This is a genomic window from Desertivibrio insolitus (genome assembly GCF_017355965.1).
Classification (GTDB): Bacteria; Actinomycetota; Actinomycetes; order Actinomycetales; family Microbacteriaceae; genus JAFIQW01.
This window is the reverse complement of the sequence record NZ_JAFIQW010000001.1, coordinates 192,608-210,934: the sequence shown is the minus strand read 5'-3', so window position 1 is coordinate 210,934 and position 18,327 is coordinate 192,608. Positions and strand designations below refer to the sequence as shown.

Below are 18,327 nucleotides of genomic sequence, written 5' to 3'. Positions count from 1 at the left end.
GCGGAACCTGTGATCCGCGCCTCTGGCCCCGCCTGGACGCTGCGCCCACGGCGAACACGCAAGGAGTTTTCCCTGGCCCTGTTCGTAGACGACTCGCCCCGACTCTCGAGTCCGCCCTCCTCTCCGCGACGCCGCCGTGCCGGATGGCTCGCACTGCTCACCTCGCTCCTCGCCGCGCTCGCGCTGACGCTGCTGCCCTCGCCGTACGTCGTCCAGCAGCCCGGTCCCGTCTACGACACCCTCGGCCCCGGCGCCGAGGGGGAGGACCTCGTCGAGATCCGCGGCGCGACGACCTACGAGACCGAGGGCAGCCTCGACATGCTCACGGTCAGCGTCTACGGCAACCGCGACGACCGGCCGAACTGGATCGAGGTCGCCGGCGCCTGGGTCGACCCGCAGCGGGCGATCGTGCCCGTCGAGAGCATCTACCCGAGCGGGACGACGACCGACGAGATCGACGAGCAGAACCTCGTCGAGATGAGCAACAGCCAGCAGACCGCGGTCGCCGTCGCGCTGACCGAGCTCGGCTACGACTTCGAGAGCCGCGTGCTCGTCGGGGCGGTCTCCGAAGGCGCTCCCGCCGACGGCGTGCTGCAGGAGGGCGACGAGGTCACGGCGGTCGACGGCCAGGCGGTCGCCACCGAGTCCGAGCTCCGCGCCGCGATCGAGGCGCGCGCCCCCGGCGACGACATCTCCCTGACCGTCGTGCGCGACGGGGCGACGAGCGACCAGCTCGTCACCGCGGCGGATGCCGGTGGGCGCACCGTCATCGGCATCGCCCCCGCCGTGCAGTACACCTTCCCTCTTCAGGTCGACATCACCCTCGACGGCGTCGGGGGACCGAGCGCCGGGATGATGTTCACCCTCGCGATCATCGACAAGCTCACCGAGGGCCCGCTCACCGGCGGCGAGGACATCGCCGGCACCGGCACGATCTCGGCCGACGGCACCGTCGGGCGGATCGGCGGCATCCGGCAGAAGCTGTTCGCGGCCGAGCGCGAGGGCGTCGAGTGGTTCCTCGCTCCCGAGGGCAACTGCGCCGAGGTCGTCGGCCACGTGCCCGACGGGCTCGAGGTGTTCCCGGTCGGCACCCTCGACGAGGCGCTCGAGGTGACGCAGACGATCGCCGAGGACGGCGACGTGTCGGAGCTGGCCCGCTGCGAGGCCGGCTAGGCCCGCAGCGCCCGGAAGTTTAGGAGCGGTCGCCCGTAGGATGTGCGCGACTCCTGCCAGGGGTCGACACAGCATCCAGCCAGGAGTGACCTCTTGACTTCCTCTTCCCCGACCGCGAATCCGGCCATCAGCCGTTCGCGGAGGACCCTCGCGATCACGGCGGCCATCATCGCCGCCCTCGTCGTGGCGTTCTTCATCTTCACGAGCCTGTACACGGACGTGCTCTGGTACGACCAGCTCGGGTTCCTCAACGTGCTCACGACCCAGTGGGTCGCGAACCTCGTCATGTTCCTGATCGGCTTCGTCGCCATGGCGGTGCCGGTGTGGCTGAGCATCGAGGTGGCGTTCCGCTTCCGGCCGGTCTACGCCAAGCTCAACTCGCAGCTCGACCGCTACCAGCAGGTCATCGAGCCGCTGCGTCGCGTCGCGATGTACGGCATCCCCACCGTCTTCGGCCTCTTCGCCGGCATCGCCTCGGCCAACGGCTGGCAGACGACCCTGCTCTGGCTGAATCGCTCGAGCTTTGGCGAGACCGACCCGCAGTTCGGCCTCGACATCGGCTTCTACGTCTTCGAGCTGCCGTTCTACCAGGCGGTCGTCGGCTTCGCGTCGGCGGTCGTGCTCATCTCGGGCGTCGCCGCGATCGCGACGAGCTACCTCTACGGCGCGCTGCGCTTCAACGGCCGCGAGGTGCGGATCTCGAAGACCGCGCGCATCCAGCTCGCCACGACGGCCGCGCTGTACCTGCTGATCCAGAGCGCGAGCCTCTGGCTCGACCAGTACGCGCGCCTCACGAGCGACGTGGGACTCCTCACCGGTGCCAGCTACACCGACGTCAACGCCGTGATCCCCGGCCGGCAGATCCTCGCGATCGTCGCCGCCCTCGTCGCGGTGCTGTTCCTCGTGAGCGCGGTCATCGGCCGCTGGCGCCTGCCCATCATCGGCACGGCCCTGCTGCTCGTCAGCGGGCTCGTGGTCGGCTCGATCTACCCGTGGGTCGTGCAGCGCTTCCAGGTGCAGCCGAGCGAGCAGTCGCTCGAGGCCGAGTACCTGCAGCGCAACATCGACGCGACGCGCGCCGCGTACGGCGTCTCCGACGTCGAGGAGCAGGGCTACACCGCGGTGACGGATGCCGAGCCCGGCGCGCTCCAGAGCGACGCGCAGACCACGGCGAGCATCCGCATCATCGACCCCGCCCTCATCACCGACGCGTTCGGTCAGCTCGAGCAGTTCCGTCAGTACTACGCGTTCCCGGAGTACCTCGACGTCGACCGCTACGAGATCGACGGGCAGCTGCAGGACACCGTGCTCGCCGTGCGCGAGCTCAACCAGGACGGCATCTCCTCGCCGAGCTGGTTCAACAACACGCTCGTCTACACCCACGGCTACGGCGTCGTCGCGGCCTACGGCAACCAGCGCTCCGCCGACGGACAGCCGGTGTTCCTCCAGTCCGGCATCCCGAGCCAGGGCGCGCTCGGCGAGTTCGAGCCGCGCGTGTACTTCGGCGAGAACTCGCCGGCGTACTCGATCGTCGGCGCCCCCGAGGGCACCGAGCCCGTCGAGCTGGACTACCCGGCGGGCGAGGGCGAGAACGCGGCGAACGCCGAGTACACCTTCCAGGGCGACGGCGGCCCGAAGCTCGACAACGCGTTCAAGCGCCTCATCTACTCGCTCAAGTTCCAGTCGGAGCAGATCTTCCTCTCCGACGGCGTGAACGAGGAGTCGCAGATCCTCTACGACCGCAACCCGCGCGAGCGCGTGCAGAAGGTCGCGCCGTATCTGACGCTCGACAACGACATCTACCCGGCCGTGGTCGACGAGCAGCTGGTGTGGATCGTCGACGGCTACACGACGACCGACCGCTACCCGTACTCGGACACCAACCAGCTCGAGACGATGGTCGCCGACACGTACCAGCCGGAGCCGGCGCTCGCGATCAACGACGTGAACTACATCCGCAACTCGGTCAAGGCGACGGTGAACGCCTACGACGGCAGCGTGACGCTCTACGCGTGGGACGACCAGGACCCGATCCTCGAGTCGTGGCAGAAGATCTTCCCGTCGACGCTCGAGCCGATGTCGGAGATGAGCGCCGAGCTGCTGAGCCACGTGCGCTATCCGGCCGACCTGTTCAAGGCGCAGCGGTACGTGCTCGGCCAGTACCACGTGACGCAGGCGGGCAGCTTCTACTCCGGTGACGACGCGTGGCGCACGCCCGCGGAGCCGACGGCCGGGTCGACCAACCCGCCGCTGCAGCCGCCGTACTACCTGACGCTGCAGCTGCCGGAGCAGGAGGAGCCGACGTTCTCCCTGTACTCGACGTTCATCCCCGCGGATGCCGGCGGTGACTCCCGCAACGTGCTCACCGGCTATCTCGCGGTGAACGCGGACGCGGGGTCGACCGAGGGGGAGATCTCCGAGGACTACGGCAAGCTGACACTGCTCACGCTGCCCAGGCAGACGACGGTGCCCGGCCCCGGTCAGGCGCAGAACAACTTCAACGCCGACTCGACCGTGTCGCAGCAGCTGAACATCCTGCGCCAGGGCGAGACCCAGGTCATCAGCGGAAACCTGCTGACGCTCCCGGTCGGCGGCGGTCTGCTCTACGTGCAGCCGGTGTACGTCCGCTCGACGGGTGAGACGTCCTACCCCGTGCTCCAGCGCGTGCTGGTCGCGTTCGGCGATCAGATCGCGTTCGAGCCGACGCTCGACGAGGCGCTCGACACGCTGTTCGGCGGCGACTCGGGGGCGGATGCCGGTGACACCGGCGTCGAGGCCGAGGACCCGGTCGACGGCGAGGAGGCGCCCACGGCTCCCACCGAGGACGCGGGCTCCGACCCGGGCGCCGAGGCGGACAACCCCGAGCTCGCGCAGGCCCTCGCCGACGCGGCCGACGCCCTCGCCGACCGCGAGGCGGCGTACTCGGCGAACGACCTCGTCGCGGCGGCCGAGGCCGACGAGCGCCTCCAGGCGGCGCTCGAGGCGGCGATCGCGGCCCAGCAGTAGGCGCAGCACCACGACGGAACGCCCGTCGGTCCTCGGGGGCCGGCGGGCGTTCCGCGTTCCGGGTGACCCGTCGGGCGTGCCGGGCGGAACCCGGGTGCCGAGACCTCTCACCGCGTGATGGACACGTCCCGAGGGGCTCCGCGCTCCGCCCCGATTCGACGGCCCGCGGCATCCGTGCTAGTGTTTCCTCTTGTGCCGCGGGGTGGAGCAGCTCGGTAGCTCGCTGGGCTCATAACCCAGAGGTCGCAGGTTCAAATCCTGTCCCCGCAACAGATGAAGGCCCGGAATCGCTGAGATTCCGGGCCTTCTGCTTTCCCCGGCGGATGCCTCGGGGTCCGCTCAGCAGGGGTGCGGGTAGCGTCGAAGCATGGCGACCGACCGCTACCGACCGCAGTTCACGCCCCTCGCCGACCCCGCCGCCGTGGTCGCCGGCGAGCGGTACCGGCTGACCGTGCTGACCGACGGGGTCGTGCGGCTCGAGTGGTCGGAGGACGGCGTCTTCGAAGACCGCGCGAGCACGTTCGCGATCAACCGCGCGCTGCCCGTGCCCGAGTTCAGTGTGCGCGAGCGCGCGGGGCGCGTCGAGGTCACCACCGCCCGGATGCAGGTCTCCTACGACCAGGGCCCATTCACCCCGGCCGGCCTGGTCGTGCAGGCGCTCGGCGGCGTCACGAACTACCACAGCGTCTGGCGCTTCGGCGAGACGGTGCCGGGGGAGGGCGGCACCGCACGCACCCTCGACTACGCCGACGGCGCCGTGCCGCTCGGACCGGGCGTCGTCTCGCGGAACGGCCTCGCGGTCGTCGACGACTCCGACTCGTTCCTCTTCGGTGACGACGGGATGCCGGCGAGCCGGCGCCCCGGCACGCAGGACCTCTACGTCTTCGTGCACGGCCGCGACTACCGCGCCGCGATCCGCGACCTGTACGCCGTCTCCGGCCCGACCCCGCTGCTGCCGCGCTGGGCGCTCGGCAACTGGTGGAGCCGCTACCACGCGTACACGGCCGACACCTACCGTGACCTGCTCGACCGCTTCGACGAGGCGGGGCTGCCGTTCTCGGTCGCGGTGATCGACATGGACTGGCACCACACCGAGGTCGACCCCGTGCACGGCAGCGGCTGGACGGGGTACTCGTGGAACCGGGAGCTGTTCCCCGACCCGGCGTCGTTCCTCGCCGCGCTGCACGAGCGCGGCCTCCGGGCCACCCTCAACGTGCATCCCGCCGACGGCATCCGGTCGTTCGAGGACTCCTATCCGGCCGTCGCCGAGGCGCTCGGGGTGGAGGACGGCGAGCCCATCCCCTTCGAGCCGACCGACCGTGCCTTCCTCGATGCCTACTTCGACCTCGTGCACCATCCGCTCGAGAAGGAGGGCGTCGACTTCTGGTGGCTCGACTGGCAGCAGGGTGCGCACTCCCGGCTGCCGGGCGCCGACCCGCTGTGGCTGCTCAACCACTTCCACTTCCTCGACAGTGGACGCGAGGGGCGCCGCCCCCTCACGTTCTCGCGCTACGCCGGACCCGGCAGCCACCGTTACCCGGTCGGCTTCTCCGGCGACGCCGTCGTGTCGTGGGCGTCGCTCGACTTCCAGCCCTACTTCACCGCGACCGCCTCGAACATCGGCTACGGGTGGTGGAGCCACGACATCGGCGGCCACGTGTTCGGCGTGAAGGACGACGTGCTCGCGACCCGCTGGGTGCAGTTCGGCGTCTTCTCACCGATCAACCGGCTCCACTCCGCCAACAACCCCTACCTGCGCAAGGAGCCCTGGTCGTTCGGCGGCGAGGCCGAGAGGGCCATGACGCAGGCGCTGCGCTTCCGGCACCGGCTCATTCCGTACCTGCACACGATGAACGCCCGCGCCGCGTTCGAGGGCGAGCCGCTCGTGCAGCCCGTGTACTGGAGCCACCCCGACGAGCGGGCGGCGTACCGCTTCCGCAACACCTACCTGTTCGGTTCCGAGCTGCTCGTCGCGCCGATCACGACGCCGCAGGACGCCGAGCTGCTGCTCGGCAGCGCCCGAGCCTGGCTGCCGCCCGGCCGTTGGACGGACGTCTTCACCGGCACCGCCTACGAGGGCGGGCGCGAGGTGCGACTGCACCGCACGCTCGACGGCGTGCCGGCGCTGCTGCGCGACGGCGGCATCCTGCCCCTAGCGACCGACCACGACGACGCGCTCGGGCATCCGCAGTCGCTCGAACTGCTGATCGCGCCGGGAACTCCGGGTCGCTTCGAGCTGGTCGAGGAGCCGGGGGAGGGCGACGGCCGGGACCGCTCCCGCTGGGCGACCACCGCGATCGAGTGGACCCGCGAGGAGCTGCGCATCGCGGCATCCGGCGACCTGTCGATGCTGCCCCGGCGCCGCCGCTGGACCGTCACGCTGCTGGGCGCCGGCGAGCGCACCGAGCTCTCCGTCGACGGCGCCCCGCTGCCGGGAAGGGTCGTCGCCACCGGCATGTCGTTCGAGCTGCCGGATGCCGCGGTCGACCACGTGCTCACGGTGACGGTCGGGCGGCTCGTGGAGCGCGGCTGGGAGCACCTCGAGTCGCAGGTGGAGGCGCTGCTCGGGCGGGCCCAGGTGGCGTACGAGCGCAAGGTCGAGACGCACGCGGCCGTCGCGGGCGCCTCGGGCGTCGCGGATGCGGCCGCGAGACTGACCGGACTCGAGCTCGGCCCGGCGCTCGAGCACGCCCTGCTCGAACTCGTGCTCGCGCGCCCCGGGCTGACTCGCCCGACGCCGCGCGGCTGACCAGGGCAGGCTTTTCCCAAGAGCGCTCGCGCATCGTGCGCTCATGATGCTTCTGCCCACGGAGTCCGCTCCCAAGTCCGCTTTCCAGCACGCCGGCGCGACCGACAGGGTCGTCTTCGCCGACGGTGTCGCGCTCGTGCCCCCGGCGCGCTCGCGCCGCCCCCTCATCGCGCTGGCGGTGCTCGTGCTCGTGCTGCTCGCCGCCGGCGCGGCGGTGCTCGCGCTGCCCAAGCCCCAGGCGCCCGGCACCCCTCTCGGCGCCTCGGCCGAGCTCTCCGGAGGCCTCGCGAGGATCAACGGCGTCATCCCGCTCGAGACCGACGGCTGGCTGCCGCCGACCCCCGTCGCCGAACTCGAGGGCGCCGTGCCCGACGGCATGCACCGGGTGCGGATCATCCTCGAGGTCACCGCCACCGAGGCATCCGGCGTCGCGTTCGATGCGGACGACTACGCCATCAGCGGCATCGGGGCCGACAGCATCGATGTGCTGTGGGCAGGCACCGAGAGCCTCGCGCTTGCGCAGGGCGACGCGCTCACCGCGATGCTCGTCTTCCAGATCCCCGACAAGGCGGTCGCCCTCACCCTCGAGGGCCCGGACGACGCGCGCCTCGCGCTCGGAACCGGACACCACTCCGAAAGGTGAGCGCCACCCAATTTTGGGGGGTACTGCTACCCAACACGGGGCTGTTCGGTGGAGTCGGACTCCATGACGATGAATACACACCGGAGATCACCCGAGATCCCCGCCCCGCCCGAGGGACCGCCAACAATGAAGATTCCGCCCGCCCAAACGGAAAAAGACCCGCAGCAGACGCTGCACGTCAACATCATCGGACCGCTGATGATCCGCCGAGGAACCCGCCTGCTGGACGCCCGCCAGCTCGGGGGACCCAAGCCCCGGCAGATCCTCGAGATCCTGCTCCTGCACGTCGGTGTGCCGGTGTCGAAGCACCGGCTCATCGACCTCCTCTGGGGAGGCAACCCTCCCCGGGAGGCCCTCACCTCGCTCGAGAGCTACGTGAGCGTCCTTCGCCGCAACCTGCAGCCGGGTGCCGGTCGCTCCGGCCCCCTGCGCACCACGACGGGCGGCTACGTCATCGACGCCGATGCCGTGGAACTCGACCTCACCGAGTTCGAGACGCTCGTCCGTGACGCGCAGCAGGTCGGCCCGCACGAGGCCCACGCCCTGCTCGTCGAGGCCCTCTCGCTGGCCGTCGGTCCGCTGCTCGGCGACGAGCTGCGGCCGGCCTGGGCGGAGGAGGAGCGGCACCGCCACTCGGTCGCCGTGACCCACGCCCGGGTGCTGGCCGCGGAGGCGGCGCTCGCGATCGGCCGCGCGGACAAGGCCGTCCGCCACGCCGACGAGGCACTCGCCGAGGATCCGCTCAACGAGCGCGCCTGGACCGTCCGCATCCTCGGGCTCGAGGAGTCCGGCCGGCACGCGGAGGGCCTGCGGGCGTACGCCGAGTGCCGCACGGTGCTCGACCGGGAGCTCGGCTGCGAGCCCAGCCAGGCCTTGCGCGACGCTCACACCCGGCTGCTGCTCGCGACCGCGAACGACGACGACGACCTCTCCGAGGCCGTGTCCGCGCTGCTCCTGCTCAGCCAGCAGCTGACGGCGTCGCGCCCGAGCGGGCCGACCCGGCTCGCCGACGGTGTGGCGGATTCCGCGGCCGTGCAGGCCGCGGGCCAGGTGCTCACCGCCTTCGTCCGCCGTGTCCTGACAGCCGCCTGACGAACCCCGATCCGTCCGCCCCCGCAGTGGTCCGAATGCGCTACATTCGGCCATAAGTTCCACTCGCGGGGGCGACGGTTTGGGGTTTTTGCATGGACGCTGCTCCAGGTGACACTCGACTGATCCGTGTGCTCGTGGTCGACGACCACACGACCTTCGCGGAACTCCTGACCGGCGCGCTCGACCGCGAGGCCGACCTCCAGTGCGTCGGCACGGCCCGCACCGTGGACGAGGCCGTCGCGCAGTTCCGGGAGCTCGAGCCGGATGTCGTGCTGCTCGACTACCACCTCGCCGGCGGCGACGGGCTCGACGCCGCGGAGCAGATCCTCTCCCGCAATCCCCGGTCCCGCGTCGTCATGCTCACCGGCGATCCCACCCAGCAGGCGCTGGAGCGCGCAGCCGAGCTCGGGGTGTGCGCCTTCCTCCCCAAGGACGGATCCCTCGCGACGGTGCTGGACTCCCTGCGCCACGCTCGCGCGGGGAGCATGGTCGTCGACCCCACCCTGCTCGCCCAGCTCGTGACCAAGCGCAGCGTCGGGTCGAACTCCTCCCGCGCCACGGTCCCGCTCACCTCGCGAGAACTGAGCGTGCTCAACCTGATGGCGGCCGGCAACGACGTCCGCACCAACGCGCGCATCCTCGGCATCTCCGAGAGCACCTGCCGCGGCTACGTCAAATCGATTCTCGCCAAGCTCGGCGCTCACTCGCAGCTCGAGGCGGTGGCGCTCGCCAACCGTCGCGGCCTGATCGGAGGCAATGGAACATGATCGGGGAGGAGCGGCGCGCGACGAGGCGACGCCGAGCTCAGCGACAGACCCTCGTGCCGGAGCGCCCGGACCGCAGGACCGAGGACCGGTCCGAGGTGCGCGAGGCGGTCAAGCGCTTCCTCCTGATCGGTCTCGCGACACTCCTCTTCGTGAGCATCCCGGTCGCGCTGTGGATCCTGTTCCACGCCGAACGGCACGCGCTGGACAACGCGCGCACGAGTACTCAGCGCCTCGCCGACTTCGCGGTCGGTCCGCTCGTCACCGACGAGCTCTTCGCCGGCGACGCCGAGGCGATCGAGGGCATCGACAGGCGCCTGGACGCCTGGCTCAATCGTGGGCCGGTGCTGCGGATCAAGGTGTGGGACGAGAACGGCCGCATCGTCTACTCGGACGTCGACCAGCTGATCGGGGAACAGTTCGCGCTGCCCGGCTGGGCGAACGAGCTGCTCGACGGCGGTGAGGGGCAGGCGACCATCGAGCCCCAGGAGGACATCGAGAACGAGTTCGAGGAGAACGCCGGGGAACTCGTCGAGGTCTACGTGCTCTCGACCGCCGCGACCGGGGAGCCCCTGATCTTCGAGGCCTACTACGACGACGACGACGTGCGCGCCGAGCAGTCCGCGGTGCTGTGGGAGACCCTGCCCGCGGTGCTCGTCGCGCTCGTCGTGCTGCAGATCGCGCAACTCGTGCCGGCCGTCGCACTCGCCAAACGGATCCAGCACCACGAGGAGACGCGGCGCACCCTGATGCAGCGCTCCATCGAGGCATCCGATCTGGAGCGCCGGCGCATCGCCCGCGACCTGCACGACGAGGTCATCCAGGACCTCGCCGGGCTGTCGTACGCGATGGAGGCGGAGCAGATGCGCGCTACGCCCGAGCAGCGGCCCCTCTTCACCCAGGCGCACTCGATCCTGCAGGACAACGTGCGCACCCTCCGTGCCATGACGCGGGAGCTCTACCCGACGAACCTCGAGCAGCTGGGTCTGCCCGCCGCGCTCAACCGCCTAGCCGACCCGCTGCGCGAGGCGGGCATCCAGGTCACCGTGAGCGGCACGGACGTCGGCACGCTGCCGCGCGACACCTCCGCGATGTTCTACCGCGTCGCGCGGGAGGCGCTCGTCAACATCCTCAAGCACGCCCGCGCCGACACCGTTGAGCTCACCCTCGACAGCGACGACGAGAACACGGTGCTCGTCATCCGCGACGACGGGCGGGGCTTCGATCTCGAGGCCGGACCGCCTGACGGGCACCTGGGCCTGCAGCTCATGAAGGACACGATCAAGGACGCCGGCGGCTCGCTCGAGGTGGTCTCCCGCCCCGGACAGGGCACCGTGATCGAGGCACGCATGGCGACTCCGGAGCGGGCGACGTAACCGCACGGTTTTTACAAGGAGTTCCGAGGAGTCTCGGGTCAACCCGAACGGGGGATAACCCGAATCCCTAGGAGAGAACTCATGACCGTGTCACGCCGTCAGGTGCTGCTGATCGGAGGACTGGGCGCCGCCGGCGCCGCGGCCACGCTGTCGCTGCCCTTCGGCACCGTCGAGGCCAAGTCGGCGAGCGCCCTGAGAGACAGCGACATGCCGCGCCCCTTCCGCACGCCGCTGACCATTCCGCCGGTGCTGCAGCCGAAGTACACGACCGTCGATGCGACCGACGGCAAGAAGGTGAACCACTACGTCGTCACCGAGAAGGCCGCGAACGCGCAGATCCTGCCGCGAGTCGGCCTGACGACCCCGATCCTCGGTTTCGACGGTCTGTTCCCCGGCCCGACCATCAAGCTCGACCAGCACACGAAGGCGGTGCTGCGGGTGCGCAACCAGCTGCCCTCGCACCACGCGATCGGCGGTCACCAGCTCGCGACCTCGACGCACCTGCACGGCTCGGCCTCGCTGCCGCAGTACGACGGATACGCGAGCGACGTCACGCTGCCCGGGTTCTACAAGGACTACCACTACCCGAACTTCCAGCCGGCCCGCACGCTCTGGTACCACGACCACCAGGTGCACTACACGGCTCTCAACGCCTACTCGGGCCTCGCCGCGCAGTACCACCTGCACGACCCTCTCGAGCGCAAGCTGCTGCCGCAGGGCGAGTTCGACGTGCCGCTGACGGTCAACGACGTGATGTTCGCTTCGAACGGGGCGCTCGGCTACGACGACAACGACCACTCCGGCCTCTGGGGCGACGTCATCCTCGTCAACGGCCGGCCCTGGCCGACGATGAAGGTCAAGAAGCGCGTCTACCGCTTCCGCATCCTCAACGCGAGCATCTCCCGCTCCTACCGGTGGGCGCTCAGCACGGGAGCCCCGTTCACGGTCGTGGCGACCGACGGCGGCCTCATGCCGGTCGCCAAGCAGGTGACCAGCTTCCGGCACTCCGGCGCCGAGCGCTACGAGGTGCTCATCGACTTCCGCAACTACGCCCCGGGCACGAAGATCGAGCTGCGCAACCTGTCGAACAAGAACAACGTCGACTACGACTACACCGGCAAGGTCATGCAGTTCGAGGTCACCGGCGACCCGGTCGACACGACCGACCCGACCTGGAACACGATCCCGACCGCGCTCGCCCCGCTCGGCTCCTCGCCGTACGACCCGATGGCGCTCAAGTCGTCGCAGGCGACGAAGACCCGGCGCTTCCGCCTGAAGAAGAGCGACATCACCAACCTGTTCTCCATCGACGACAGCTCCTGGCAGGACGTGATCGCGAGCAACTTCCAGAAGGTGCACGCCGACCCCGCCCTCGACGCCGTGGAGATCTGGGAGTTCGAGAACAGCTCGGGCGGCTGGTTCCACCCGCTGCACATCCACCTCGTGGACTTCCAGATCCTCGCCCGTAACGGCCGTGCCCCGTCGGCCCACGAACTCGGCCCCAAGGACGTCGTTTACGTCGGCGAGGGCGAGACCGTGCGGCTGCTCATGCGCTTCGGCCCGCACAAGGGCAAGTACATGATCCACTGCCACAACCTGCCCCACGAGGACCACGACATGATGGTGCAGTTCGGCGTCGGCCTGGTTCCCGGGACCTACGACCCCAACGACCCGATGACGGCCCACCCGGCCGAGTGGGATGACGAGGACTGAGGCCCGGCCCGCAGGCCGCACGCGTGCGGCGCGGACGGCGCCCGTCGGTACCACCGCGGTGGTGCTGGCGGGCGCCGTCGGCGTCCTCGCGCTGCGCCTGTGGGTGTTCGAGCCCGTGACCGTGATGTCCGACAGCATGTCGCCGACGATCGAGGTCGGCGACGTTGTCATGCTCACCCACATCGTCCCCGAGGACTCGCTCGTCGGCGACGTCGTCGCGTTCCGCGATCCGGATGACGAGGGCGTCACCATCAAACGCGTCGCCGCCGAGGGTGGGCAGACCCTGATCATCCGGGATGGAGTGCTCTTCGTCGACGAGCAGCCCGTGGACGAGCCCTACGTGGATCCCGCTCACGTCGACGGGACGTTCTTCCATCAGGTCACCGTGCCCGAGGGGCACGTCTTCGTGCTGGGCGACAACCGCGCGGCATCGATTGACTCGCGCGACTTCGGCTTCGTCGCGCTCGAGGAGCTCACCGGCACGGTCCCCTGGGTCGGCTGAGCGGAAGCGCCGGCGGGGAGAGGGTGGCCTCCCCGCCGGCGCTTCGTCGTGCGCCCGCGAACCCGTGGCCGGCCTTCGCGCAGGGCTCTCGTTCACCACCCCCTAAGGGCCGCCCCGGGCCGCGTCACGTCGGCTCCCGATCAGCGCGAGCACTTGTCTGCGGTTAGCGCTCGCCCTGCCGTGCCTCTGCGTCCGTCGCTGACCAGTCGTTGCGCTCGGCTCCCACAGCCTCGCGGCACACACCTCGAGCGGGTGGATGACGTCGGCCCCGCGCTCCCGCTTCGAGTTCTCTGACCGAGGTCACACGAGCGGTGCGCGGGACGATAGAGCAGGCGACGACGAGCTCGTGCCGCAGTCCCGGGTCAGTCCTGACGCGACGGCTTCCTAGGCGCCCGAGCGCCTGCTGGTGCGAACGCGCGGGTGAAGCAGCGCAGATCAGGAGAACCGCGACGACACGCCGTCTCCCCACGGCGCGTCGGACACGTGATTCATGAGTACCGCGGGGCCGGAGGAAGCCCGATGCCGGGTCCGCCTCGGAGCGACCCGAGCTTGACGGCGGCTGGAGCGGCGAATCCTGCCGCCGCTCCAGCGCTCCGGTCGGTAACCGCTCAGCGAGCCCTGCCGGCGCTGCGGTGCCGGCCGGTCCTTGATCGCCGCGCCGCCACCGCCGATGCCTGCAACGACCACGGGCTCGAGGCGGGCAGTCCCAGTTGTGGCCGAAGCAGGCGGGGAGAACGCTCGCCCCGAATCATCCGGGCACAGGAAAAGGCCCCGCAGCTCACGCTGCGGGGCCTTCTCCCCGGGTTGCCGTCAGCTACCCGTTCGTGACGGTGAACGGACCGACGGTCCCGCCGACCGTCGACTCCACCCAGATCGTCCCGGGGTTGTTGCCGGCCGCGTTGTTGCGGAGCCGGACGTTCCACACGCCGCCGGTCTCGGGGGCCGCGGCCGCCGTGACGGTCGCGGTGCCGATGACGGGACCGGTCGGGCCGCCGGCGTGGATCGTGACGGTGCCGCCGACGGTCGTGCTGGTGCCCTCGATGCGGAAGTCGCGTGCCTTCCACTGCGCCCGGACGACGGTGATGCGGTCGGGGACCGGCGTCACCTTGACCTCGTCGGTGCGGACGACGTCACCGACGGTGACGGTCAGCCGGAACGTCAGCGGGTCGTTCGTCATCGGGTACTTGTAGAGCGGGAGCGAGAACGTCGGCTTGAGCGTGTCCGCGCCGTTCAGCGTCACCTTGTCGGGGTCGGTCGTGTTCTTCAGCACCTGCTCCCACTTGTAGGTCGCGTTCGCCGTGGTCGAGCCAGTACCGTCGAGCGTCACCGTGGTCGCGGTGGTCGCCCGGTTGACGGTCTGGTCGGGTCCGGCCTTGGCCACGATGTCGCCCGGCACGAAGATCGGGTCGGTCTTCGCCGACTCGGCCCCGTAGCCGTTGACGTTCCGCGCCTTGACGGTGAACTGGTACGAGGTGTCACCCTGCAGGCCCGTCACGGTCGCGCTCGTCGTGGTGCTCGTGACGGGGGAGCCCGTCGCGACGCCGTCCTTGAACGCCTGCACCGAGTACTCGTCGACCGTCAGGCCCGCGCCGCCCGCGTCGGGCGCGTTCCAGGCGAGCTTGACGCTGCCGGTCGCGACCTCGGGGGTGCCGGTGAACGTCGGCGCCGCGGGCACCGGGTCGTTCGTGACGATGTACTCGACGACCGTCTGTGCTGAACGGTTCCCGGCCAGGTCGATCGCAGCGAACGTGAGCGTCATGCTCTTGTCGATCGTGATCGGACCCGTGTAGTGGATGACGTTCTCGGTCATGACATCGGCGGAACTGAACACCGGCGTCCCGTCCGTCGTGTAGTAGATGTCGGCGCCCGGCTCGCTCGCGGTGAGCGTGATCTCGGTGGGCGTCTTGAACGTGGTCTCCGTGGTGTTCGCACTGACCGTGGGTTTCGTCGTGTCTGCGGCTTCGAGAGGCACGTTGACCGCCGGGAACGTCTCGCCAGAGTCGCTCACCGAGACGATCTGCACGGTGTACTGCTTGGAGAAGTCCAGACCCGAGATCGTGGTGCCGGTCGCGGCCGGGTTGTCGATGCGCTTGCCGACCTCGACGCGCTCGCCGTTGGCGCTCGGCGCCTCGACGGCGTGCACGCGGTAGCCCTCGATGGCGGGAGTGCCGGGAATCGCCTTCGCGGGCGTCCACGCCAGCTTCAGGTCGTTGCCGACCTTGGTCGCCACGGCGCCGGTGGGACCGACGGGACCACTGTCATGCGGTCCGGCCGGGCAGCCGCCCATGCCGGGGCCGCCGACCTCGCCGTACTCGCGGATCGTGAGGCCCTGGCGGTTGGCATCCGCGTCCTGCACCTCCCACGACATCATGCGCACGCCGCTGCCGGCGTTCGCGGCGATGTCGGCGGCTGCCTGCTCGTCGAAGACGTAGGTCGCCTTGAAGGTGTTGTCGGCCTCGTTGATCTCGAGCGAGGAGCTGTAGCCCTCGTCCGGGGTCAGGGGACCGGGCACCGCGCGCACGTCGCGCCGTCCGACGCCGGTGTCCTTGAACGCCGGCTCGACGATGCGCTGCTCCACCTGCTCGGGGTTGACCCCGTCGCCGATGTGGCCGGTGACGACCACGGTCGTGCCGTTCTGGGTGGGCGTCGCGTTCACTCGCGCGTCCTGCACCCGAGTGTCGCCGGCGTTCTCGCCGCCGAACTTGATCGTGACGACGTCGCCGGTCTGGATGTCGGGGGTCACGTTCAAACCGGTGCCGGCTCCCCAGCAGACGCCGCCGGGGTGGTTGATCTCGAACGCGGGGTCGCCGGCCGCTACGACGGACTCGGCCGAGCCGACTACACCGACGCCGGGACGGTTGACCTCGATGAGCGCTGTCTTGCCGACGTGCTGCTGGTATCCCTCGACGGTGATGAAGTCGCGCTCGGGGAACACGACGAGGTTGTCGGGGAACGAGGGCACCGCGGCGGATGCCCCTGGGATGCCGACCACGAAGGGCGCGACGAGGGTCGCGAGTGCAGTCGATATGGCGATGGCGCCCTTCGCGGGGGTCCTTCTACTCTGAGGGACCGCTTCGGGCGCTGAACGAGTTTCCACGATTTCCACCTCCGTGGCGTTGCTTGCGTGACGGGTTCCACGCAAGGAGCACGCTCGTCCGGAGGACTTGGAAAAAACATGCCGATCAGCCGGTCATTCGGCCAGAAGTCGGGGCCGGAGGCGGGCTTACGGTCACGCATCAACCGCAGCTCACGACGATGCGGCAGCCTTTCGGCAGGATCGCCGCCGAGATGGTCGCGATGCTGCTCGACGTCATCGCGGGCGGCACGCGTGAGTCGGTGACGCTGCCCACCGAGCTCGTCGTGCGGGAGAGCGCCTGACCGGAGACGGTCAGCGAGTGTCCGACGCGTCACCCTCGGCATCCGCCCGCACGAGCACGTCGTCGTGCCGGTCGAACCGGTAGCCGATGCCGCGAACGGTGCGGATGACGTCGCCGAACGGCTCGAGCTTCTGTCGCACCCGGCGTACGAGGTCGTCGACCGCGCGGGCGGCGCGCGCGTCGGGCTGCTGCCCGTCGCCGAGCAGGTCCTCGCGACGCAGCGCCACCCCCTCGTTCGACACGAGCCGCCGCAGCAGCTCGAACTCGCCGAAGGTCATCGACAGGGCCCTCCCGTCGACGCTCACCCGGTGACGTGAGACGTCGATCACGACGGCCGGCGGGCGACGCAGTGCCGGGAGGGGAGCAGCGGGGGTGGTTGTCGCCGTCGTCGGCTCGGCCTCGCGGAGGCGGCGCCGCACGAGTTCGAGGTTGGGTGCGTCGATGCCGGCGGGCGCCGTGACGAGGGTGAGCTCGCGCTCGGCCCCCGGCGCGACCCGGGCGACGAGGGCGTGCAGCGTCTCGGCGACGGTGCGCACGTCGGTGCCGGCGGCGGCCGCCGCGTCGTCGTCGAAGCCGATCAGCAGGGCGAAGCCGCGGTGCTCCCGGCGGGGGGCGCCGGGCGCCCCTTCGTCGTACGCGGCCGGTCGCGGGGTCGTGCGGGCGTCGCCGTCGGTCATCGGTCCTCCTCGCACCCGAGGGTGTCGCGGTGCCGGCGGCAGCGGCAACCGCGGCTCGTAACAGAGGGCGGAGGAGCGCAACAGAGCGTCTCGGTTCGTCACATTCCGCCCGTCCTGTCGCACTCGGTTACGCCGGGCTCCCGCACATGACGAGGTCGGCTCGACAGCCGCCGGGAGCCCGTGGCGGAATGCCTCCACACGACTTCCGGCCCCAGGGCCTGACACCAGGAGGAACAGCATGAGCGAGAACGACGGCACACAGCGCAGCGAGCTGCGGGAGACCCTCGAGAAGAACAGCCGGCGCAACAAGCGGTGGCTGCTCGCCGGCGGCGGGCTGCTCGCCGCCGGCGCCCTCGTCGCGGGCGGCGCGGCGGTCGGCGGCGCCTTCAGCGCGCCGGCCGGCGCGAGCGCGGCGGGCGCCGAGGACGAGCTCTCGATCACGATCGCAGGCAGCGGCGAGAGCGCCCTGCAGGACGCGATCAGGGAGGTCGCCGCCGAGGAGGGACTCGAGATCGAGTGGGTCAACTTCACCGACGACTGGGTGCTGCCCAACACCGCGCTCGTCGACGGCGAGGTGGACGCCAACGCGTTCCAGCACGTCGCGTTCCTCAGCGCGTTCAACACCGAGAACGACGCCGACCTGACGCCCGTGCTCTCGACCGTCATCACCCAGTGGGGCATCTTCTCTGCGTCGGTCGGCTCGCTCGACGAGATCGGCGACGGCGCGCGCATCGCGATCCCGGATGACGCGTCGAACGGCGGCCGCGCGCTGTACATCCTCGAGGCGGCCGGGCTGCTCGAGATCGCCGACGACGCCGGCACGTACCCGACGACCGACGACGTGGTGGAGAACCCGCGGAACCTCGAACTCCTGCCGATCGCGGCGACGACGATCGCGACCCAGTTCGACGACCCGTCGCTCTCGGCGGTCGTCGTGGGCACGTCGTACTTCGACCCGTCGCAGGGCATCGACAAGGAGGACGCGCTCTTCCTCGACGACTCGCTCGCCGAGTCGTCGCTGCCCTACGTGAACACCATCACGACGCGGGCCGACAACGTCGACAACCCGGCCTGGGACATCCTCGCCGACGTCTACGACGACCCCCGCGTCGCCGAGGCGCTCGAGGAGGACTCCTTCGGCAACTCCGTGCTCGTCGACGTGCCCGCCGAGACCCTGCAGGACAAGCTCGCCGAACTCGAGGAACTCGCCCGCGAGCTCCAGTAGCACCGGCGTGGGCCCTCGCCGGGAACGGCG

Annotated in this window: 13 protein-coding genes and 1 tRNA gene; 12 read left to right on the top strand and 2 right to left on the bottom strand. The window is 70.4% G+C overall.

Features of this window, described 5'->3' with window-relative positions:
• Window positions 1-9 precede the first annotated feature (9 nt).
• From JUB10_RS00995 to lepB, 10 genes are all read left to right on the top strand, one after another.
• Window positions 10-1,173, top strand: a complete 1,164-nt coding sequence (locus tag JUB10_RS00995; RefSeq protein WP_307859032.1) for a YlbL family protein — start codon at window positions 10-12, stop codon at window positions 1,171-1,173.
• A 93-nt stretch (window positions 1,174-1,266) separates the two neighbouring features.
• The gene (locus JUB10_RS00990) at window positions 1,267-4,179 is read left to right on the top strand and encodes a UPF0182 family membrane protein (protein WP_242682006.1); all 2,913 of its coding nucleotides are present in this window, start codon (window positions 1,267-1,269) and stop codon (window positions 4,177-4,179) included.
• 196 nt (window positions 4,180-4,375) lie between these two features.
• A tRNA-Met gene (locus tag JUB10_RS00985) sits at window positions 4,376-4,449 on the top strand.
• Between the two features lie 97 nt (window positions 4,450-4,546).
• Window positions 4,547-6,928 carry a glycoside hydrolase family 31 protein gene (locus JUB10_RS00980; protein WP_207453418.1) on the top strand — a complete coding sequence of 794 codons (2,382 nt, stop codon included), beginning with the start codon at window positions 4,547-4,549 and terminating at the stop codon, window positions 6,926-6,928.
• 43 nt (window positions 6,929-6,971) lie between these two features.
• On the top strand, window positions 6,972-7,571 hold the full coding sequence (locus JUB10_RS00975) for a hypothetical protein (RefSeq protein WP_207453416.1): 600 nt from the start codon (window positions 6,972-6,974) through the stop codon (window positions 7,569-7,571).
• Between the two features lie 126 nt (window positions 7,572-7,697).
• Window positions 7,698-8,663: an AfsR/SARP family transcriptional regulator gene (locus tag JUB10_RS00970; protein ID WP_207453414.1), complete on the top strand. Its 966-nt coding sequence runs from the start codon at window positions 7,698-7,700 to the stop codon at window positions 8,661-8,663.
• Window positions 8,664-8,755: 92 nt separating this feature from the next.
• Window positions 8,756-9,430: a response regulator gene (locus tag JUB10_RS00965; RefSeq protein ID WP_207453412.1), complete on the top strand. Its 675-nt coding sequence runs from the start codon at window positions 8,756-8,758 to the stop codon at window positions 9,428-9,430.
• Window positions 9,427-10,803: a sensor histidine kinase gene (locus JUB10_RS00960; protein WP_207453411.1), complete on the top strand. Its 1,377-nt coding sequence runs from the start codon at window positions 9,427-9,429 to the stop codon at window positions 10,801-10,803. Before JUB10_RS00965 ends, JUB10_RS00960 begins: the two co-directional genes overlap by 4 nt.
• Before the next feature lie 81 nt (window positions 10,804-10,884).
• On the top strand, window positions 10,885-12,516 hold the full coding sequence (locus JUB10_RS00955; RefSeq protein ID WP_207453410.1) for a multicopper oxidase family protein: 1,632 nt from the start codon (window positions 10,885-10,887) through the stop codon (window positions 12,514-12,516).
• Window positions 12,503-13,018, top strand: a complete 516-nt coding sequence (gene lepB, locus JUB10_RS00950) for a signal peptidase I (RefSeq protein WP_242682005.1) — start codon at window positions 12,503-12,505, stop codon at window positions 13,016-13,018. Before JUB10_RS00955 ends, lepB begins: the two co-directional genes overlap by 14 nt.
• 814 nt (window positions 13,019-13,832) lie before the next feature.
• On the opposite strand, the gene JUB10_RS00945 is transcribed toward lepB, so the two are convergent.
• On the bottom strand, window positions 13,833-16,010 hold the full coding sequence (locus JUB10_RS00945) for a fibronectin type III domain-containing protein (RefSeq protein WP_207454415.1): 2,178 nt from the start codon (window positions 16,008-16,010) through the stop codon (window positions 13,833-13,835).
• Here JUB10_RS00945 and JUB10_RS14805 point away from each other — a divergent pair.
• Complete coding sequence (locus JUB10_RS14805) at window positions 15,989-16,396, top strand: substrate-binding domain-containing protein (protein ID WP_207453409.1); 408 nt, start codon at window positions 15,989-15,991, stop codon at window positions 16,394-16,396. The two genes, JUB10_RS00945 and JUB10_RS14805, sit on opposite strands and share 22 nt — an antisense overlap.
• A 10-nt stretch (window positions 16,397-16,406) precedes the next feature.
• On the opposite strand, the gene JUB10_RS00935 is transcribed toward JUB10_RS14805, so the two are convergent.
• On the bottom strand, window positions 16,407-17,072 hold the full coding sequence (locus tag JUB10_RS00935) for a winged helix-turn-helix domain-containing protein (protein ID WP_207453408.1): 666 nt from the start codon (window positions 17,070-17,072) through the stop codon (window positions 16,407-16,409).
• 238 nt (window positions 17,073-17,310) lie between these two features.
• On the opposite strand from JUB10_RS00935, the gene JUB10_RS00930 reads away from it, so the two are divergent.
• Window positions 17,311-18,297, top strand: a complete 987-nt coding sequence (locus JUB10_RS00930) for a MetQ/NlpA family ABC transporter substrate-binding protein (RefSeq protein WP_207453407.1) — start codon at window positions 17,311-17,313, stop codon at window positions 18,295-18,297.
• Window positions 18,298-18,327 lie beyond the last annotated feature (30 nt).

Coding starts and splice junctions, on each gene's coding strand:
- JUB10_RS00980 (WP_207453418.1), top strand. CDS start 4,547: ATGGCGACCGACCGCTACCGACCGCAGTTCACGCCCCTCGCCGACCCC.
- JUB10_RS00975 (WP_207453416.1), top strand. CDS start 6,972: ATGATGCTTCTGCCCACGGAGTCCGCTCCCAAGTCCGCTTTCCAGCAC.
- JUB10_RS00970 (WP_207453414.1), top strand. CDS start 7,698: ATGAAGATTCCGCCCGCCCAAACGGAAAAAGACCCGCAGCAGACGCTG.
- JUB10_RS00965 (WP_207453412.1), top strand. CDS start 8,756: ATGGACGCTGCTCCAGGTGACACTCGACTGATCCGTGTGCTCGTGGTC.
- JUB10_RS00960 (WP_207453411.1), top strand. CDS start 9,427: ATGATCGGGGAGGAGCGGCGCGCGACGAGGCGACGCCGAGCTCAGCGA.
- JUB10_RS00955 (WP_207453410.1), top strand. CDS start 10,885: ATGACCGTGTCACGCCGTCAGGTGCTGCTGATCGGAGGACTGGGCGCC.
- lepB (WP_242682005.1), top strand. CDS start 12,503: ATGACGAGGACTGAGGCCCGGCCCGCAGGCCGCACGCGTGCGGCGCGG.
- JUB10_RS14805 (WP_207453409.1), top strand. CDS start 15,989: ATGCCCCTGGGATGCCGACCACGAAGGGCGCGACGAGGGTCGCGAGTG.
- JUB10_RS00935 (WP_207453408.1), bottom strand. CDS start 17,072: ATGACCGACGGCGACGCCCGCACGACCCCGCGACCGGCCGCGTACGAC.
- JUB10_RS00930 (WP_207453407.1), top strand. CDS start 17,311: ATGAGCGAGAACGACGGCACACAGCGCAGCGAGCTGCGGGAGACCCTC.